Source organism: Rhodobacter capsulatus SB 1003 (assembly GCF_000021865.1).
In the GTDB taxonomy this organism is placed as follows: domain Bacteria; phylum Pseudomonadota; class Alphaproteobacteria; order Rhodobacterales; family Rhodobacteraceae; genus Rhodobacter; species Rhodobacter capsulatus_B.
The window spans coordinates 2967262-2986115 of record NC_014034.1 but is presented as its reverse complement, the minus strand read 5'-3'; the positions used below and the strand labels follow the sequence as shown (position 1 = coordinate 2986115).

13 protein-coding genes and 1 tRNA gene are annotated in these 18854 nt (G+C 68.1%); 6 read left to right on the top strand and 8 right to left on the bottom strand.

Features of this window, described 5'->3' with window-relative positions; all coding sequences use genetic code 11:
* The first annotated feature begins 28 nt into the window (after positions 1-28).
* From RCAP_RS13830 to RCAP_RS13815, 4 genes are all read left to right on the top strand, one after another.
* On the top strand, positions 29-2872 hold the full coding sequence (locus tag RCAP_RS13830; protein WP_013068500.1) for a helicase-related protein: 2844 nt from the start codon (positions 29-31) through the stop codon (positions 2870-2872).
* Positions 2873-2875: 3 nt separating this feature from the next.
* Complete coding sequence (locus RCAP_RS13825; protein ID WP_013068499.1) at positions 2876-3154, top strand: RNA-binding S4 domain-containing protein; 279 nt, start codon at positions 2876-2878, stop codon at positions 3152-3154.
* Between the two features lie 360 nt (positions 3155-3514).
* Entirely contained in the window at positions 3515-3853 is a 339-nt protein-coding gene (gene fdxA / locus RCAP_RS13820; RefSeq protein WP_013068498.1) for a ferredoxin FdxA, read from the top strand.
* A gap of 389 nt (positions 3854-4242) precedes the next feature.
* A complete protein-coding gene (locus RCAP_RS13815) occupies positions 4243-4752 on the top strand; it encodes a CarD family transcriptional regulator (protein WP_013068497.1) in 510 nt (169 codons plus the stop codon).
* 80 nt (positions 4753-4832) lie between these two features.
* Here the strand turns inward: RCAP_RS13815 and RCAP_RS13810 are convergent, their stop codons facing one another.
* The 6 genes from RCAP_RS13810 to RCAP_RS19375 form a co-directional block, all read right to left on the bottom strand.
* Positions 4833-6728: a cation:proton antiporter domain-containing protein gene (locus RCAP_RS13810; protein WP_013068496.1), complete on the bottom strand. Its 1896-nt coding sequence runs from the start codon at positions 6726-6728 to the stop codon at positions 4833-4835.
* A 146-nt stretch (positions 6729-6874) separates the two neighbouring features.
* Positions 6875-10033, bottom strand: a complete 3159-nt coding sequence (locus RCAP_RS18620; RefSeq protein ID WP_013068495.1) for a hypothetical protein — start codon at positions 10031-10033, stop codon at positions 6875-6877.
* Positions 10034-10199: 166 nt separating this feature from the next.
* Entirely contained in the window at positions 10200-11483 is a 1284-nt protein-coding gene (locus RCAP_RS13800; protein WP_013068494.1) for an O-acetylhomoserine aminocarboxypropyltransferase/cysteine synthase family protein, read from the bottom strand.
* Between the two features lie 101 nt (positions 11484-11584).
* Positions 11585-13228 (bottom strand): calcium-binding protein, encoded by a 1644-nt coding sequence (locus RCAP_RS13795; RefSeq protein WP_013068493.1) that lies wholly within the window; start codon positions 13226-13228, stop codon positions 11585-11587.
* A gap of 238 nt (positions 13229-13466) precedes the next feature.
* Complete coding sequence (locus tag RCAP_RS13790; protein WP_013068492.1) at positions 13467-14444, bottom strand: hypothetical protein; 978 nt, start codon at positions 14442-14444, stop codon at positions 13467-13469.
* Between the two features lie 92 nt (positions 14445-14536).
* Positions 14537-14620 (bottom strand) — tRNA-Tyr (locus RCAP_RS19375).
* A 106-nt stretch (positions 14621-14726) separates the two neighbouring features.
* Here RCAP_RS19375 and rlmB point away from each other — a divergent pair.
* Both rlmB and RCAP_RS13780 read left to right on the top strand, forming a co-directional pair.
* The gene (gene rlmB / locus RCAP_RS13785; protein WP_013068491.1) at positions 14727-15521 is read left to right on the top strand and encodes a 23S rRNA (guanosine(2251)-2'-O)-methyltransferase RlmB; all 795 of its coding nucleotides are present in this window, start codon (positions 14727-14729) and stop codon (positions 15519-15521) included.
* A 211-nt stretch (positions 15522-15732) separates the two neighbouring features.
* Complete coding sequence (locus RCAP_RS13780) at positions 15733-16152, top strand: CoA-binding protein (protein ID WP_013068490.1); 420 nt, start codon at positions 15733-15735, stop codon at positions 16150-16152.
* Positions 16153-16266: 114 nt separating this feature from the next.
* Here the strand turns inward: RCAP_RS13780 and RCAP_RS13775 are convergent, their stop codons facing one another.
* Positions 16267-17451, bottom strand: coding sequence for a DegT/DnrJ/EryC1/StrS family aminotransferase (locus tag RCAP_RS13775; RefSeq protein ID WP_013068489.1), 1185 nt, complete (start codon positions 17449-17451; stop codon positions 16267-16269).
* Positions 17452-17543: 92 nt separating this feature from the next.
* A complete protein-coding gene (locus tag RCAP_RS13770; RefSeq protein ID WP_013068488.1) occupies positions 17544-18851 on the bottom strand; it encodes an NAD(P)/FAD-dependent oxidoreductase in 1308 nt (435 codons plus the stop codon).
* Between the last annotated feature and the right edge of the window lie 3 nt (positions 18852-18854).

Here is an 18854-nt window from a genome sequence, read left to right as displayed (position 1 = left end):
CGGCAAGACACATTAGGCGATCGAGCGGATGCTCTCGCACCGCACCGGGGTGATCGGCCTGCCGCTGCGGCTTCTGGCGCGCGAGGTCTATGACCGCATCGTGAAAGCGCGCGGCCCTTCGGTCGTGGCGCTGGTCACGGGCGAGGAGCGGATCGTTCCCGAACGGGCGCAATACTGGGTCTGCACCACCGAGGCGATGCCCGAAGTGGGCGCCGATTTCGTTGCCATCGACGAGATCCAGCTTTGCGCCGATCCCGAGCGCGGCCATGTCTTCACCGAGCGTCTTTTGTACATGCGCGGGTTGCACGAGACGCTGTTTCTGGGCTCGGATGCGATGAAGGGCGCCATCGCGGCGCTGGTTCCGAAAGTGCAATTCGCCCGGCGCGAGCGTTTGTCCAAACTTTCCTGGGCAGGTTCGAAAAAGATAAGCCGGATGAAGCCACGGGCGGCAATCGTGGGCTTTTCGGTTGAAAATGTCTATGCGATCGCCGAGCTGATCCGGCGCCAAAAGGGCGGCGCGGCGGTGGTGATGGGGGCGCTTTCGCCCCGCACCCGCAATGCGCAGGTGGCGATGTATCAAAATGGCGATGTCGATTACCTCGTCGCCACCGATGCGATCGGCATGGGGCTGAACCTCGACATCGAACATGTCGCCTTTTCCGCCACGGCGAAGTTCGACGGCCGGCGGATGCGGCATCTCTTCCCGCATGAGCTGGGCCAGATCGCGGGCCGGGCCGGGCGGCACACGACGGACGGTACCTTTGGCATCACCGGCGAGGCGCATCCCCTGCCCGAAGAGGTGATCGAGGCGATCGAGGAGCATCGCTTCGCGCCGATCCAGCGGCTGCAATGGCGCAATCCGCGGCTTGAATTCGGCACCGTGCCGCGGCTGATCCAGTCGCTCGAGGAAAGCCCGCAGAACGAATGGCTCAGCCGCGGCCGCGAGGCCGATGATCTGCGCGCGCTCAAAAGCCTGTCGGAGATGCCCGAGATCCGCGACCGCGTCCGCGCCCCCGCCGATGTGCGGCTGTTGTGGGAGACCTGCCGCATCCCCGATTTCCGCTCGATTTCCGAAACCGAACATGCGACCCTTCTGGCGCGCATCTTCGGCTTTTTGCAGACGGGCAAGGGCGTGCCTTCGGACTGGCTGAAATCCCAGATCGAACGCATCGACCGGACCTCGGGCGATATCGACACTTTGTCGAAACGTCTCGCCTTCATCCGCACTTGGACCTATGTTGCGCAACGCAAAGGCTGGGTGGATGACGAAACCCATTGGCGCGAAGAGACGCGCGCTGTAGAAGACCGCCTGTCGGATGCGCTGCATGGCGCGCTGACCCAACGATTTGTGGACCGGCGCACCAGTGTTCTGCTGCGGCGGCTCAAGCAGAAGGAGACCCTCGTGGCCGAGGTGAACGACAAGGGCGAAGTGATGGTCGAAGGCGAATTCGCCGGCCGTCTTGAGGGCTTCCGCTTCCGGCAGGACACCACGTCCTCGCCCGACGAGGCGAAGATGCTGGCGCGGGCCGCCTATGAGGCGCTGAAGCCCGAATTCAGCCTGCGGTCCGACCGCTTCTACAATGCCCCCGACACCGAGATGGATTTCACCGAGCAAGGCGGGCTGATGTGGGGCACGCAGGCGGTGGGCAAGCTGGTGAAGGGCGCCGATCCGCTGAAACCCGCGGTCGAGCCCTTCGTCGACGAGGAAGCCGGTCCCGAGGTTGCCGAAAAGGTCCGCCGCCGTCTGCAGCATTTCATCGACCGCAAGATCGCCGCGCTCTTCGAGCCGCTTCTGGCGATGAGCCGCGACGAGGCGCTGACGGGTCTGGCCCGCGGCTTTGCCTTCCGGCTGGTCGAGCATATGGGCATCCTGCCGCGCGAGGGCGTCGCGGCCGAGGTCAAGGAGCTGGATCAGGAGGCCCGCGGCGCGCTGCGCAAGCATGGCGTGCGCTTTGGCCAATACACGATCTTCCAGCAGCTGTTGCTGAAACCCGCGCCGACGCGGCTGCGGCTGGTGCTGGCCTCGCTTTGGGACGGGCTGTCCGAATTCCCCGAAAGCCCGCCGCCCGGTCTGGTGACGATCCCCTATATCGCGGAAGTGCCGGTCTCGGCCTATACGCGCTCGGGCTATCGTCCGGCGGGGGTGCGGGCGATCCGCATCGACATGCTGGAGCGGCTGGCCGACATGCTGCGCACGCAAGACAGCAAGGCAGGCTTTGAAGCCACGCCGGACATGCTGTCGATCACCGGCATGACGCTGGAACAATTCGCCGATCTGATGGGCGGGCTGGGCTATCGCGCCGAAAAGGGCGAACGCGAAAAGGCGAAACCCGTGGTCGAGGCAAAGGCGCCCGAGGCGGGCTCGGACAATCCGATCCCCGAGGAAGCCTCGCCGATCGCCGAGGCGCAGGCCGAGGTGGAAGCCGTTCCGGTCGAGATGGAGAGCTTTTACACCTTCGCCTGGGCGCCGCGTCCGCGCACCGAACGCGGCCCGCGTCGCGAACCGCGCGAAGGCGGCGGCGAGGGCCATCGCGGCCCGCGCGAGGCCCGCGGTGGCGATCACAAGGGCGGCGACCGTCCGCACAAGGGCGGTGATCGCGGCGGTGACCGCGGCGGTGATCACAAGGGCGGCGAGAAGCGTCACGAGGGCGGCAAGCCGCGCCATCGCGACGAGGATGGCCCGCGCGGCGAGCGCAAGTTCGGTGGCGAGGGCGGCAAGGGCGGGCCGAAGGGCGGCAAGCCCTGGGGCAAGGGCAAGCCGCAGGACGACCGTGGCCGCGGCTTCGAATCGCATCCGCCGAAAAAGGACAAGCCGATCGATCCCGACAACCCGTTTGCGGCGGCGCTGATGGGGCTGAAAGGCAAGCTTTGACCCTTGTCTGAAGGCGATCGCATCCGCATCGACAAATGGCTTTGGCAGGCGCGGTTCGCAAAGAGCCGCGCCTTGGCCGTTGATCTGGTCACCGCGGGCCGGGTGCGGGTGAACGGGCAGAAGCTTGAAAAGCCCGGCCGTGCGGTCGGCCCGGGCGACGTGCTGACGCTGGTTCTGGGCGCCGAGGTGCGCGTGCTGCGCATCCTGGCCTGCGGCACGCGCCGCGGCCCCGCGCCGGAAGCCGTGACGCTCTACGCGCTGATCGACGCGGCGGGGGAGTGATCCGTTGCCATCACCGGTTTCGGGCGGATCGGGAAAGGCATCGCCTTTCCCCGCCCGTGCCGCAGCGGCGGTGACAAGACCGTTTCCCCAGGCGCGACAGAGGGCAGCGCCCGGCCCGGCGGGCGAGAAGCGCCCGCCAGGGGCGGGGCGGGCGCTGCCCGAGGGCCTTTGGGCCCTCGGGGGTCACGGGGCTTCTGTCGCGCGCGGCCTCGGCGATGGCCTCGGCCCGTCTGCCCGATCCGAGCCGCGCTTCAGCCCCCCGGCACTTCGCCGCACCCGGTTTTTGTATATCTCCTGCTCTTGATTGATCGCCCCCGGAGGGCTAGGACATCCCTGCGCCAAAGATTGGGGTTACAAAGAATGACCTATGTCGTCACCGACAACTGCATCGCCTGCAAATATACCGACTGTGTGGAAGTCTGCCCGGTGGACTGCTTCTACGAGGGCGAGAACACGCTGGTGATCCATCCCGATGAATGCATCGACTGCGGGGTCTGCGAACCGGAATGCCCGGCCGACGCGATTCGTCCGGACACCGAGCCGGGCATGGAAGACTGGGTCGAGTTCAACCGCACCTATGCAAGCCAATGGCCGGTGATCACGATCAAGAAAGACCCGATGCCCGATCACAAGAAATACGACGGCGAGACCGGCAAGCGCGAGAAATACTTCTCGCCCAATCCCGGCACGGGCGACTGAGCGCGGGCGACTGAGCACCGCGTCAGGGCCCGGGGCGCGGGGCTGTCCCGCCCCGGTCCGAGTCGCCGCGGGGGCCGTTTGACCGGCCCTTGCGGGCGGCGCCGTTGCATGCGCGGATTCGTCGCTGCGCGGCGGGCCGCAAGATTAAGCCAAAACCTGAATTTTTCCTCAAATTCCGGCCGTTCACGCGCATGTTCCCCCGCGCGAAGCTATGAATCGGCTGATTTTTATGCTATAAAGTCGTTACAAAGGAGAACGCCCCATGCCCCGGCCAGAACTGCTCGTCTGACGGGGCTTCTTTCGCGAAAAATCAGGCCTCGCAGCGCATTCCGTGCCGCGTGAGTCTGTTTTTGTGATGGGGCCGTAACCGGGTGCAAGGAAGCGACTGAATGACCAAAATGAAGAAGACCGAATTCCGTCCGGACGATTTCGTTGTGTATCCGGCTCATGGCGTCGGCAAGATCATCTCGATCGAGGAACAGGAAATCGCCGGTCTGCGGCTGGAACTGTTCGTGATCTCGTTCGAAAAGGACAAGATGACGCTCCGCGTTCCCACCCACAAGGCGGTGGATATCGGCATGCGCGGATTGTCGAGCCCGGATGTCGTGACCAAGGCGCTGGAAACGCTCAAGGGCAAGGCCAAGGTCAAGCGGGCGATGTGGTCGCGCCGGGCTCAGGAATACGAGCAAAAGATCAATTCGGGCGATCTGCTGTCGATCGCCGAGGTGGTGCGTGACCTGCACCGCGCCGACGACCAGCGCGAACAATCCTATTCGGAACGTCAGCTTTACGAAGCCGCGCTGGAGCGGCTGACCCGCGAAGTGGCGGCCGTCTCTGGCACCGACGAGGCCGGGGCCGCGAAGAAGGTCGACGAGGTTCTGGTCGGCCGCGCCGCCTGAGGCGTTCCCCCCGCATTATCGAACGGGCCCCTTGCGGGGCCCGTTTTCGTTTCCGGAAGGGCAGGAAGGGGCAGGGGGGCTCAGCCCTCCTCGATCACGTCGCGGTCCTGCGGCGCCTTGCCCTGGGCGTCGGACTGCCGCCGCCGCTCGGTGAAATGCGCCAGCATCTGCGCCTCGAACTCGGTGTTCAGCGCCTTCACCCGCTCCACATATTCGGTGTTCTTCTCGGCCTCGACCCCGGGTTTCCAGACCTCGGCCAGATCGCGCACGGCCGACCGGTCCAGCTTCCAGAACAGCCGTTCCAGCTCGTGTGCCTCGAATGCGCTGAGGCCAACGTTTTCCAGCACATAACGCGCCGCCCGGCAGGAGCTGTCGAACATCTCGCGCACGATGTCATCGGCGCCCGCGGCGTAAAGATCGTAGACGTGATAGCGGTCGCGGGCGCGGGCGATGATATGCAGGTCGGGCCGCTCCTTGCGGGCATAGGCCACCAGCCGGTTCGTCGCCTCCTTGTCGTCCAGCGCCGCCACCAGCACCCGCGCACGGCTCAGCCCCGCCGCCGCCAGCAGCTGCGGCTGCGCCGGATCGCCATACCAGGCCTTGAAGCCAAAGGTGCGCAGGGTCTGCACCGTCTTCAGATCGGCATCAAGAACCGTGGTGCGAAAGCCCGACATCGTCACCATCCGGTTCACCACCTGGCCAAAGCGCCCGGCCCCCGCGATGATGATCGGCTGTTCCTCGTCGATCTGGTCGGGGTCGGGGCGCGTCGCGGCCGGTTTCAGCCGCCGCGCCAGCCGTTCATGCAGCAAAAACAGCATCGGCGAGAGCAGCATCGAGAGCGCGATCACCAGCAGCGCCTTTTCCGCCGTCTCCTGCGGCAAGATCCGCTGCATCGTCGCAAAGGACACCAGCACCAGCGAGAATTCCCCCGCCTGCGCGAGGCCAAAGGTGAACAGCCAGCGGTCCGTACCCCAAAGCCCGAAGAGCCGCGCCAGCCCGTAAAGCACCGCCGATTTCAGCGCCACCAGCGCCAGCACCAGCGCGGCGATCTTCAGCGGCCCGGCGTAAAGCACGTCCAGATCGATCCCCGCGCCCACGGCGATGAAGAAAAGCCCCATCAACAGGCCCTTGAACGGCTCGAGGCTGCTTTCCAGTTCATGCTTGAATTCGGAATCGGCCAGCACCACCCCCGCGAGGAAAGTGCCAAGCGCCGGCGACAGCCCGACCAGATTCATCAGCGAGGCGATGCCGACCACCAGCATCAACGCCACCGCCGTATGGATCTCGCGCAGCTTCGAGCCCTGCACGAAGCGAAACAGCGGCTGCACCAGAAAATGCCCGATCCCCACCACCAGCACCACCGCGGCCAGCGTCACCAGCGTCAGCCCCCAGGCGGGCAGCGCATCCATGAAAGCCGCCGCACCATGGCCCGAGGCCTCGGCCCGGGCCAGTTCGCGCGCCCCGGGCAGGGCGAGCAGCGGCAACAGCGCCAGCATCGGGATCACCGCGATGTCCTGCGTCAGCAGCACCGCAAAGGCCGAGCGCCCGCCGGCGGTCTGCATCAGCCGCTTTTCGGTCAGCATCTGCACCACGATTGCGGTCGAGGACAGCGACAGGATCGCGCCCAGCGCAATCGCCGCCCGCGGCGGCTGCCCCACCGCCAGCGCCGCCAGCGCCACCGCGGTCGTGGTGATCAGCACCTGCAGCCCGCCCAGGCCCACCAGCTTGTCGCGCATCGACCACAGCGCCTTCGGGTCGAGTTCGAGCCCGATCAGGAACAGCATCATCACCACGCCGAATTCGGCGAAATGCTGCAGATCATGCGCCTCGCCCTGCGCCAGCCCCAGCACCGGCCCGATGCAGACCCCGGCGATCAGATAGCCCAGCACGGATCCCAGCCCCGCCCGCGTCGCCAGCGGCACCGCCACGACCATGGCGACAAGATAAAGCGTAGCCTGGAGCAGAAAGCTTTCCATGCAATTCCATTCAGAGAAGACGCCCGGCTGCGGGGCAGCGGCGGCACGGCGTCAAACGCGGGGGATGCGCCGACCCTAAACAGAAAGGGCCTTTGCGCCAAGCGCAAAAGCCCGAGGTTTCAGCCCTGTTACCGGATGTGAACGGCTCAACCGCCCTTGAGCAGCTTGAGCGTGATCGGGCGGTTGCCCTTCTGATAGGTCATCTGGCTGTCGCCGATCGCGGTGACGCGGCCGCCATCGATCCGGTCGCCGACCTGCAGTTTGAAGAAGCGCCCATTCGGCATCCGCACCAGCGCGCGGCGGCTGCCGGGGGTGCCGTAAAGCCCGATCAGCGAGATCTTGTTCAGATCGAGCGCGTTCTTTTGCGTCGCTTCGCGCGCGACCGAGGCGGCGGTGGGCCCGCGCGGGATCACCGCGGCGGATTCGACCTCGCCGGTCTCGACATCGGGGCCGGAAATCACCGTCGGTTCGGGCGGCGGCGAGGGCTTGGCGCGGACGGGTTTTTCCGGCGCGACGGGGGCGGGCTCGACCGCGGCGACGCGCGCCGGGGGCGGCGGTTCGGCGGCGATGGCGGCGGCCAGCGCGCTTTGCACCGAGGCTTCGAAATTGCGCGGCCGCGTCATCGGACGGCGGGAGGAGGCGAGCCCGGCCTCTGCCGCGGCGGTTTCCGCGGCAAGCGCCGTCTCGGCGGCGGCTTTCGCGGCCTCGGCCTCGGCCAGCGCGGCAGCGGCACGCCGTTCGACCGAGCCGGGCCGTTCCTTCGGCTGCGCCCGGCGCAGCACCCGCGCCAGATCGGGCGAGAGGCCCGGGGCCAGCAGCGCGCCCTCCTCGGGGCTGGCGGCCGGGGCGGCCTCGCCGGGGGGCGTTGCGGGCTCCGTGGCGGCGGGCGGGGTCGCGGCCGCTTTCGCCGCAGCCGCCGCGACCGAGGCCGGGCGGGCTTTCGGCCGGGCGTTTTTCAGCGCCGGATCGGCGGGCGGGGCCGCGGCCGCTTCGGCGGCTTCCGTCGCGGCACGGCTGACCGAGGCGGGCCGCGGTTTCGATTTCGACGGCGGCGTGCCCTCGAACAGGGTGAAGCCCTCGGCGGTCAGCGTGCCGTCGCGGCTCGGCGTCGCCTGCGCGGCGGCCGGAGCCCCCGGGACGGCCGGTTGAACGGGCGGCTGACCCTCGGGGGCCGTTGCCGCGGGCGGCGTCGTGAGCGGCGGCAGGGTCGGCAGCGCGGGCAGCGTCAGGGGCGCTTCCGCCGCGGGGGCTTGCGTTTCAGGGGCGGGCGTCGCAGTCGCGGGCGTCTCTGGCGCAGGCGTTTCGGGGGCGGGCGTCGCCGTCGCGGGCGGCGTCGGTTCGGGCGGCGTGTCCGTCGCCGGGACCGCATCCGTCGCCGGGCTTGCGGGCGGTGTCGGGGCGGGCGCCTGCGGGGCGGTGGCGGCTTCGGGTGTGGCGTCCGGCGCCGCGGGGGCGGTGGCGATCGCCTCGGTCGGGGCCGGGGCCTCGGTCGGGGCCTCGGGCTCGATCAGGAAGCTCGACCACAGCGCGGCGATGGCCAGGAAGGCCACCAGCCCGCCCAGCAGCGTCACGCCCACGTATTTCGGCTTGCCGCCGATCCGGGGCGTCTTGCGGGCGCCGAAAACCGTCCGCGCCTCTGCGGGATCGGCCTCGGGCGCGGCCTCGGCGGCGGAGGGCTCGGCCGTGGCCGCGCCCGGACGCAGGTCGCGCGCCTTGGCCAGCGCCTTGCTCGCGGTCGTCTCGAGCGCCGCCGCCCCAAGCGCCGCCAGACGGCGCCCGTCCTCGGCGATCTTGCGCAAGGGCTCGGTCGCGCCGGGGGCCTCGGCGGCGGCGGGCAGGTCCGGTTGCCTGAGCGGCGCGGCCGGGTCGGCGGCGGCGGAAGCGGGGCGGTCGGTCTCGGCCAGCAGCGGTTTGCGCGGCGCGGGTTTTGCGCTGTCTGCGCCGTCGGGCGTCGTTCCGGGACGGGCCGCGCCCGGCAGCGGCTTGCGGGCCGCAGCCCCGGCGCGGGCGGCATCGCCCGGACGCGGCGCGGCGGCGGGGGCCTCGGGCATGTCGATCTTCAGCGGCGGCACGGTGTCGATGCCGCTCAGCTGCGTTTCTTCCAGCGCCGCCAGCAGATCGAGGCCCTTCTCGGCCAGGGCCGGGGTCTCCGCCTTGGCGGCGGGCGCTTTCGGGGCGGGGTCCGGTTTGGACTGGGCCTCCGGCTTCGGTTGCGGCTTGGGCTGCGGCTCGGACTTGGCCTGCGCTTCCGGCTTGCCCTGCGCTTCCGGCGTCGGTTGCGGCGCGGGCTTCGGTTGCGGCTCGGGCTTCGCTTTCGGCGCGGCGGGGGCGGGCGGCGTGGGCTCCGCGGCTTTCGGCGGCTCTGCGGCTTGCGGCTTGGCAGGCTTCGGCGCGGCGGCCGGGGCCTCTGCGGCCTCCGTCGCGGGCGTGGCCGGGGCAACCGGGGCGGCGGCCTTTTCCGGTTCAGGCGCGGGTTTGGCGGCGGGTTTTTGCGCCGGTTTCGGGGCCGGTTTCGGGTCGGCGGCCGGGGTCGGTTCGGTCGGGATCGGGGCGGCCTCTGCCGCGGGCGCCTTGACGGGGGCGACCTCTGCCGCGGGTTTGGCGGCGGGCGGTTCGGGCGCGGTCTGCGCCGGGGCCGGGGGCGTCAGCGCCTGCGCCGGAGGCGAAATCTCGGGCGCGGGTTCGGGCGCAGGTTGAAGCGCGGGCGCGGGCGCAGGTTCGGGTTCAGGCGCGGGGGCGACCGGAGCGGCGGCGGCGTGCAGCAGATCCAGCGGCAGCGCCTCGGTGTCGCGTTCGATCCTTGCGCCCTGCGGCAGATGCGCGGGGGCGGTGGTGGTGATGCCGAACCAAGGCTCGCCCGCGAATTGCGCCGGATCGGGGGCGGCCACGAAGGACACCGGAAAGAAGCCGCAATCATCGGCAAAGGCCTCGGCCTCGGCAAGCGTTTCACGCGCGACGACGGCGACCTGCACCACCTCGCCCTGACCGCACCAGTCAAAGACCAGATCGGGCACCGCATAGGGCGTCATCCCCTCCAGCGCATCGGCGATCTGCCGACGCCGCACGGCGGATTGCGGCCCGGGGGCGGTGATCTCGGTGTAAAGGATCTGCGAGGCGGGGACGACGATCTTCGTGGTCACGCCCTCGGGCGCGCGCGTCTTTGCGGCGCGGCGCAGCGCGGTCAGCCGCTCGCCGAAATCGGGGGCGTCCAGCGCCACCTCGCCCACCCGCTCCCAGCCGCTCTTGCCGCGGTGAAGCAATCCGATTCCGTCATGCGAGAGATTGAGGGCGAAGTTCGGTTTCATGCCTTGGCTTCAACACAGGGGCAGGGGCGCCCCGCGGGGCGTCGCAGCATTAACACAGGGACAGAGGCGCCGATACGGGCACCGCACAGGGAAAGCTAGGTAAAGCAGAAAACCGCGCATGAAAAGCCGCCCACCGGAAAGTGAGGGCGGCTTTTCGTTGCAGGCCTCAGGCGGTGGCGGCGGCCAGAGCCTGATCCAGATCGGCGATCAGATCGGCGGCATTCTCGATCCCGATCGAGAGCCGCACCACATTCGGCGCCGCCCCCGCCTTGATCTGCTGTTCCTCGGTCAGCTGACGGTGCGTGGTCGAGGCCGAATGGATGATCAGCGAGCGCGCGTCGCCCAGGTTTGCCACATGGCTGAACAGCTTGAGATTGTTGACCAATTTCACGCAGGCCTCATAGCCGCCCTTGACCGCGACGGTGAAAAGCGCCCCCGCCCCCTTCGGGCAAAGCCGCTCGGCGCGTTCGTGCCAGGGCGAGGAGGGCAGCCCGGCCCAGGTGACGAAGTCGATGCGCGGGTCTTTGGCCAGCCATTCCGCCACCGCCTTCGCATTGGCGACGTGCTTGTCCATGCGCAGGCTGAGCGTCTCGATCCCCATCAGCGTGTAATGCGCGCCCTGCGGGTTCATCGTCATGCCCAGATCGCGCAGCCCGACGGCGATCGAATGGAAGGTGAAGGCCATCGGGCCGAGTGCCTCGTGGAACTTCAGCCCGTGATAGGCGGGTTCGGGCGCCGAAAGGCTGGGGAACTTGCCCGAGGCCGACCAGTCGAACTTGCCCGAATCGACGATCACCCCGCCCGTCACCGTGCCGTTGCCGGTCAGGTATTTCGTGGCGGAATGGACAACCAGCGTCGCGCCATGCTCGATCGGGCGGCAGAGATAAGGCGAGGCCAGCGTGTTGTCGACAATGAGCGGCAGGCCGACCTTGTTCGCCACCGCCGCGACGGCGGGCAGGTCGGTGATGTAGCCGCCCGGGTTCGAGATCGATTCGCAAAAGATCGCCCGGGTGTTGTCATCCACCGCGGCCTCGAGCGCCGCCAGATCGTCGAAATCGACAAAGGTGCAGGACCAGCCGAAGCGTTTGATGGTCTGGCTGAACTGGGTGATCGTGCCGCCGTAAAGCCGGGTCGAGGCGACGATGTTCAGCCCCGGCCCCATCAGCGGAAACAGCGCCATGATCTGCGCCGCATGGCCGGACGAGCAGCAGACCGCGCCCACGCCGCCTTCAAGCGCCGCAACGCGGGCGGCCAGTGCCGAAACGGTCGGGTTGGTCAGGCGGGAATAGATATAGCCCACCTCCTGCAGCCCGAACAGGCGCGCGGCATGGTCGGCGTCCTTGAAGACATAGGAGGTGGTCTGGTAAATCGGCACCTGCCGCGCGCCCGTCGCGGGATCGGGTTCGGCGCCCGCGTGAATTTGCAGCGTGTCAAAGGCCTGGTCGGTCATCGGGGTCTCCCTGAATGGTCGCGGGCGAGCCTAGCCGCCCGCCCGTGCCCCTTCAAACACATTCAGCTTCGAAGATGTGGTGCCGTCGAAGATATTGCCGGTCAGATCAGCACGATATCGGCGGCAGTCAGGGCCGCGCCCGCCTGCAGATCGGCCACCAGCACCGCCGCGCCCGCGCCCGACCCGTCGGCATCGAACCACAGCGTCGTGTCGGTGGTGCGGAAGATGAAGCGGTCGCTGGCGTCCTGCGCCAGGTTGTCGTTGCGGGCAAGGAAGGCCGACCCGGCCAGGGTGCCGGTCGCAAGCCCGCCGCCAAAGGCCGAGGCCACGATCCGGAACGAGTCGTTGTTGCCGGTGACGGCGCCGAAATCGGTGATCACGTCGCCGCAATCGCCAAGCGCGGTGAAGCGGAAAAGGTCGTTGCCCAGCCCGCCGGTCAGCGTGTCGGCGCCCGCGCCGCCGGTGAAGGCGTCATTGCCCGCCGCGCCGTCGAGCCGGTCGGCGCCGCCCAGCCCGGCAAGGCTGTTGTCGCCCGCCGAGCCGCGGATCACGTCGCCGCGCTGCGATCCGAGGATGTTCTCGAAGCCGATGTAGCTGTCGCCCAGCGCCGCGCCGTCATTGGCGAAGGTGCCGTCCAGCGCCACCGTGACCGCGGCGCCGAAACGGAAGTCGAGCAGATCGAGCCCCGCGCCGCCGTTGAAAGTCTCGGCCGCCAGGGTATTGCCGATGAAGGTGTCGTCATCAGCGCCGCCATCGACGCTGCCATCCAGCGCGCCGCTGCGCCCGTCGTAGCGATCGGCCCCCGCGCCCAGAACGACATCGCCAAGGATCCGCCCGCCCGAATTGATCAGCAGATCGGCCCCGTCGCCCATCTGCACCGCCCCGTCGATGGTGCCGCCGACATTGCGCAGGGTGTCAGCCCCCAGGCCCATTGTCACATCGCCGACAAGCCGCCCGCAGTTCAGCAGCAGATCGGCGTTCTGGCTGCCCAGAAAGGCCGCCTCGCCGCCGGTGATCGTGCCGTAATTCATCACCCGGATCAGCGCCTGCCCGGCATTCACCATTTCCAGGTTGATGCCGCAATCCTGCGCCGAGGTGATCTGGCCGAAATTCTGCACCACGGTTCCGCCGCCATAGGCCCCCAGCCGCACCCCGGCGCCCTCGCTGGACATTGCGGTCATCTCGCCCCCGGCCAGGTTGGTGATCCGGCCATTGCCGCCCTCGTTGAAGACGGCGTTGTTGTAGCGATTGTCCATCGACCCGTCCGAGGCGCTGTTGGCCGTGATCGTGCCCGAGTTGACAAGCCTGTCGCCGGTGCCCGAAAACAGGTTCATGAACACCGCGGAAGCCGCGTCGATCCGCCCGGTGTTCACGATCATGTTGTGGCCCGCAGACAGCACGCCAATGGTCATCGGGGCGGAAATGGTTCCGGCATTGCTCAGGCTTGATCCGGTCCCGGCGAGGTAAACGCCAATCTCCATCGGGTTCTGCTGCGAAGTGTGCAGCATGCCCCCCGTGGCGATCGACACCGTTGTCGCCTCTCCGTAAAGATACAGACCGCGTGCGCCAAAGACCGTGCCGAGGATCGACAGGCTCAGGCCGGTGGCGAAAGTTGCCTGGATCGCCGAGGTTGTCGTCGAGCCGAGGGTCGCGCCCGCCAGAACGGTCAGCTGCTCGTCATTTGCGGAAAAGGTGAACTGGTATCCTGCGCCGATGGAATCCGTCGTGATGAAAGTTGCTGGCATCTGTTTCCCCTGAGCATGGTCGCAATGGTTGACGCCCGGGCGATGATCCGAATCCGGCAATGACCCCTGGCGCTTCAAAGTCCGCGAGCGCCCCGGATCCGCAGGATGCCGAAGCCGGTCGGCAAGGCCCCGGACGGATGCGCGTGTCACCGTATACGAGCGTCTCGGGGCGAGGGTCGCGCCGTCGTGGCGATCCGGCAAGTCAGGGAAACCCGCCGTGCGTCACTATGGAGCAGGCTCAGCGCAGCCAGAGCTTCTCGCGCTTGATCGCGTTGCGCAGCATCGATTCCCGCCGCGGCAGCGCGTTGCGGTCGATTTTCGCGCGCAGCTTCAACCCCTTGCGCTGGTAGATCAGCTTCCGGGCCGGTTCGTGCAGCCGCAAGATCCGCTTCACCGGCTGCGGCGCGCAGATCGCCTCGAGCCGCGCCACCACCGCATCCGACTCGCGCGCATAAAGCAGCGGCAGGGCGCGGTAATGGCAGGTCACATCGCCATCCAGCCCCGCCAGCCCGGGCCCGGGCCGGCCGCCGCCGAAACTGTGGATGACGAGCGGCAGCGCCACCTGATCGAGCCAGGGATCAAGCGACTGGCTGGCCAGCGCGTCGGGCGTGTCCCAGCGGATCGCATGGGCGTAATGCAGGAAGCGCTTGCCGAAGGCCTGGGCATCGGCGCCAAAGAACCAGCCCGCGTTGAAATACAGATACCTTTGCCAGTAGTTTTCATACTGGCTCTCGTCCAGCGAACTGTCGAAATCGAGCCCGAACTTGTCGTACAGGCTTTTCCAGATCGTGGTGTAATCGGCGCCGTAAAGCTGCGGCTCGGGCCAGGTGCCCTCGCGCCGCATCGAGGCCGAGGGGCGGTCGAACTCGAAGGCCACCTGCGACAGCGGGCCCAGAAACAGCGTGTCGGTGTCGAAAAAGACAAAGGGCCCCGCGGGCAGGGCGGCCATCGCCTCGATCTTGTTGCCATGCGGGTAGCTTTCGCCGAAATGGCGGTTCTCGAAGGGCAGGATCTCGACGCCATGATCGCGCAGGAAGCGGCGCACCGGATCCGAGATCGCGACGGGCGTGGACCATTTCGCCCCGGTCGGTTCGGCGGCGATCAGACGGCCCTTGAAATCGGGGTTCGCCTCGCGGAACGAGGCCACGAAGATCAGCGCCTCATATTCGAGCCGCCCGGCCTGAACGATGAAGAAAACAGTGTAATCCGGCTGCATTTGCTCGCGCCTGCTGCAATCAATGGCGTCACAGTAGCGGGATTTGCGCCCGGCACAAGCGGGCCTGTCGGTATCCTCACCACTTTGGGAAGTGGTGGGTGACCCTGGAATCGAACCAGGCGTGGGTCTCCCCGGCGGAGTTACAGTCCGCTGCCGCACCTTGCAGCTCGTCACCCGACGTGGGGCGATGTAACGAAGGGGGCGGGGGGCGTCAAGCAGCATTTTGCGCCCTCTTGCCAAAGCCTGCCCCGCAGCGCACAGAGATCGCATGAGAGGTGCAAGATGAAGAAACCGGATTGGGTGATCGACAAGGAACGCGCCAAGCGGGCGGCGGCGGCGGAAACGCTCTGGCTTTTCGGTCTGCATGCCGTGCGCGACGCGCTGATGAACCCGGCCCGGGTGAAGCTGCGCCTCGTGCTGACGAAGAACGCCGCCGACAAGCTGGCCGAGGCGATCGCGGCGGGCGGGCTCGCGCCCGAGATCGTCGATCCGCGCAAGTTCGACGCGCATGTGCCGCTTGGCCCCGATCAGGTGCATCAGGGCGCGGCTTTGGAGGTGAAGCCGCTCGACTGGGGCAAGCTTGCCGATGTGGCGCTGACCGGCGCGGGGCTGCCCCTCGTCGTGATGCTCGACCGCGTCACCGATCCGCATAACGTCGGCGCGATCCTGCGCTCGGCCGAGGTCTTCGGGGCCCGCGCCGTGGTCGCGCCCGCGCGCCATTCCGCGCCCGAAACCGGGGCCCTGGCCAAGACCGCCTCGGGGGCGCTGGAACGCCAGCCCTATCTGCGCGTCACCAACCTCTCCGAGGCGATGGGCGCGCTGCGCGACATGGGCTATGTGCTGATCGGTCTGGCGGGCGAGGCGGAGATGACGCTTGCCGAGGGGCTGGCCGAGGTGGGCACGCGGCCCGTGGCCATCGTTCTGGGTGCCGAGGGCCCGGGCCTGCGCGAGAAAACCCGCGCCACCTGCGATCATCTGGTGCGGATCCCCTTTGCCGGGGCTTTCGGCTCGCTCAACGTGTCGAATGCGGCGGCGGTGGCGCTTTATGCCGCGACCAGCGCCCGCACGAAGGGCTGACGGGGGCCGCCGACAGAGGGCGGCCAAGATCACGAAAGGGCGATTTTTCGGGAATCTTTGGCTGCGACCCTTTAACGCGGCTTTCACATTCCTATGTCTCAGTGGTGAGACGCGGATCCGGAACCTCCGCGTTGACTGTCACTGTCCCTCGTTCCGCACTTTCGCGCCCGGTGCCCAAGTGGTCCGGGCGCTTTTTCTGACCGGAGGCCCGATGACGGATGCCGAGCTGCGCGAGATCCTGACCGCGACCCGCACGATCGCCCTTTTGGGCTTTTCCGCCAATCCCGACCGCCCCGCGCATGCGGTGGCGGCGTTTTTGCAGGCGCGCGGCTACCGGGTGATCCCGGTCAATCCGGGGCTGGCCGGGCAGGTGGCGCTGGGCGAGACGGTCCATGCCGATCTGGCGGCGATCCCGAAAGAGATCGTGATCGACATGGTCGATGTCTTTCGCGCCCCCGAGGCCGTGCCCGGGGTGGTCGATCAGATGCTGGCGCACCGCCCCGAGGCGCGGGTGCTCTGGCTGCAGCTCGGCGTGATCCACCCCGAGGCGGCGGCGCGGGCGCGGGCGGCGGGCAAGCTTGTGGTGATGGACCGCTGCCCGAAAATCGAGATCGCGCGGCTGGGGATGTGAGGCGGGGGGGTTTGCCCCCCATACCCCCCAGCGTATTTTTCCCAAGAAAAAGCCCCGGGGTTTTTTCTTGGCCCAAATACGCTCTTTCCCCCGCCGAACCGGGGCGGCGCGGTGTCAGCCTTTGACCGCCGCGGCCGCCTCGACGATGGCGGAGGCGATGAAATCCAGCTCGGGCCGGGTCAGCCGCGCGGGCAGGCGGGTGTCGCAGGCGCGCATCAGCATCGCCCGGGTCTTCGGCAGATCGGGCTGTTCGCCCAGGAACTGCCAGTTCCAGAAGGCGCGGGCATTGTCCGGCGAAAGCCCGAAGACCTGCACGGAAACGCCGCGGGCTTTCGCCTCGTCCTGCAGCCGGATCGCCTCGGCATCGGTCCAGTCACCCACCAGATTGAACTGCAGGCTGTCGGGCGCGCGGGTCTCGGGCGCCAGCGGCGGCGGCACGTCAAGCCAGGGGCTTTGGTTCAGCTTTTCCGCCACATAATCATGGTTCGCCAGCCCGGCGGCGACGCGCCGATCCACCTCGGGCAGCTGCGGGCGGATCACCGCGGCCGAGAGGTTCTGCATCCGCGTGTTGTAAAGCGGCAGCTTGTTTTGCCAATGCACGAAGCTGTTCTGCAACCCCGGGTGCTTCTTCCAGTTCTGCTCATAGGCGCCCGACATGATGATCGCCCGCGCCGCCAGTTCCGGGTCATCCGTCACCAGCACGCCGCCTTCGCCCGCGTTCACCATCTTGTAGCTTTGAAAGCTGAAACAGCCGATCTTGCCGATCGTGCCGATCTTGCGCCCGTGCCAGAGCGTGCCCAAGGAATGCGCCGCATCCTCGATCACCGGCACGCCTTTCGCATTGGCCAGCTCCAGGATCACATCCATGTCCGAGGTGTGGCCGCGCATGTGGCTGATCATCACCGCCGCGATCGTGTCGTCGAATTTGGCGCGGAAGTCGTCCAGATCGATGCGGAAATTCGAGCCCACCTCGACCAGCACCGGCTCGCAATCGGCATGCACGATCGCCGAGGGCACGGCGGCAAAGGTGAAGGCGGGCACCAGCACGCGCGCGCCGCGCGGCAGGTCCAAAGCTTTCAGCGACAGGAACAGCGCCGCCGAGCACGACGCGACGCAGACCGCGTAACGCACCCCCATCAATTCGGCGAATTCGGCCTCCAGTTTTGCGACCGGCGCATTGTCCGAGGTGTAGCGAAACAGATCCCCGGTGGCGAGCAGCCGCTCGATCTCGGCGCGGGCGGCCTCGGGGATCGGTTCGGCATCATAGCAATTCGGAGGGGTCTGACCGTCGCGGGGCATGTTCAGCTTTCCTGAATGTGACATTCAGAAACGCTTTAGACCCGTGCCCCGCGCCCGCCAAGTGAAAGTTTCGCGACGCGGCCAAGCGCCGCCTAGAGGCCCAGCCGGTCGCGCAGCGAAAACCAGGTCATCCCGGCCAGAAGCAGCGGAAACCGCAGCGCCACCCCGCCCGGAAAGGTGGGTTGCGGCAGGCTGGCCATCACGTCGAAACCGTCGCCCGTCGCGGTGATCGCCTCGGCCATCAGCTTGCCCGCATGGATCGCCAGCGCCACCCCGTGCCCGGAATAGCCCGAGGCCGACAGGCAATTCGGCGCCGGACGGCGAAAGCAGGGCATCCGGTTCACGGTGATCGCCAGCGTGCCGCCCCAGGCATGGGTGAATTTCACGCCTTTCAGCTGCGGATAGACCTCTTCCAAGGGCTTGCGCACCTTGGCGGCGATATCGGCGGGGAAGCGATAACTGACCGTCTCGCCGCCGCCGAAGATCAGCCGGTCTTCGTGCAGGCGCCAGTAATTGACCACGAATTTCAGATCATGGGCGGCGATGTCGCGGGTCAGCACCTCGCGCACACGATCGCCCAAAGGCTCGGTCGCGACGATGTAATTGTTGATCGGCATCACCCGCGCGGCGATCTGCGGCTCCAGCCGGTCCAGATAGCCATTCGCCCCCAGCACGACATGATCGGCGATCACATGGCCCGCGGCGGTCTCGATCCGGCTGGTGTCCCCGGCGCGCGGCCCGTGGGTGATCCGGGTCACCGCGGAGCGTTCGTGAATCACCGCGCCCGCCGCCTCGGCCAGACGCGCCAGACCCAGACAGAGGTTCAACGGATGCACATGGCCCGCGCCGTGATCGAGATCGCCGCCCGTGTAGACGGGCGAGGGGACAAGCGCCTGCGCCGCGGCCTTGTCGAGCACCTCGATCCGGTCATAGCCGTAATGGGCGGCCAGATGCGCGGCCTCCTCCTGCAGCCAGGCGACTTCGGCGCGCTTGCGGCCCAGATGGGCGACGCCGCGCCGCGTGGGCACGCCCGCCTGATCGGCCAGGGCATAAGTCAGGGCCTTGGCCTCCTCGGCCATGTCCCACAGCCTGCGCGTCCTTTCCCGGCCCACCAGCTTTTCCAGCGTGCCGACATCCAGCCGCTGCCCCGAGCCGATCTGCCCGCCGTTGCGGCCAGAGGCGCCAAAGCCCGCCCGGTGTGCTTCCAGCACGACGACCTTGCGCCCCGCCCGCGCCAGATGCAGGGCGGCCGACAAGCCCGTATAGCCGCCCCCCACCACGCAGACATCGGCGCGGAGCTCGCCCCGAAGCGCGGGGCGCTCGGGTGCGGGGTCACGGGTGGATGCGTAGAAGCTGGCGGGGTATTCCCCCGCCCGATCATTCACATGCAACAGATCCATGCG

Excerpts from the sequence above, each read along its gene's own strand:
- RCAP_RS13810 (WP_013068496.1), bottom strand. The coding sequence starts at position 6,728 with ATGGAAAGCTTTCTGCTCCAGGCTACGCTTTATCTTGTCGCCATGGTC.
- RCAP_RS13830 (WP_013068500.1), top strand. The coding sequence starts at position 29 with ATGCTCTCGCACCGCACCGGGGTGATCGGCCTGCCGCTGCGGCTTCTG.
- rlmB (WP_013068491.1), top strand. The coding sequence starts at position 14,727 with ATGAAGAAACCGGATTGGGTGATCGACAAGGAACGCGCCAAGCGGGCG.
- RCAP_RS13795 (WP_013068493.1), bottom strand. The coding sequence starts at position 13,228 with ATGCCAGCAACTTTCATCACGACGGATTCCATCGGCGCAGGATACCAG.
- fdxA (WP_013068498.1), top strand. The coding sequence starts at position 3,515 with ATGACCTATGTCGTCACCGACAACTGCATCGCCTGCAAATATACCGAC.
- RCAP_RS13770 (WP_013068488.1), bottom strand. The coding sequence starts at position 18,851 with ATGGATCTGTTGCATGTGAATGATCGGGCGGGGGAATACCCCGCCAGC.
- RCAP_RS13790 (WP_013068492.1), bottom strand. The coding sequence starts at position 14,444 with ATGCAGCCGGATTACACTGTTTTCTTCATCGTTCAGGCCGGGCGGCTC.
- RCAP_RS13800 (WP_013068494.1), bottom strand. The coding sequence starts at position 11,483 with ATGACCGACCAGGCCTTTGACACGCTGCAAATTCACGCGGGCGCCGAA.
- RCAP_RS18620 (WP_013068495.1), bottom strand. The coding sequence starts at position 10,033 with ATGAAACCGAACTTCGCCCTCAATCTCTCGCATGACGGAATCGGATTG.
- RCAP_RS13780 (WP_013068490.1), top strand. The coding sequence starts at position 15,733 with ATGACGGATGCCGAGCTGCGCGAGATCCTGACCGCGACCCGCACGATC.
- RCAP_RS13775 (WP_013068489.1), bottom strand. The coding sequence starts at position 17,451 with ATGCCCCGCGACGGTCAGACCCCTCCGAATTGCTATGATGCCGAACCG.
- RCAP_RS13815 (WP_013068497.1), top strand. The coding sequence starts at position 4,243 with ATGACCAAAATGAAGAAGACCGAATTCCGTCCGGACGATTTCGTTGTG.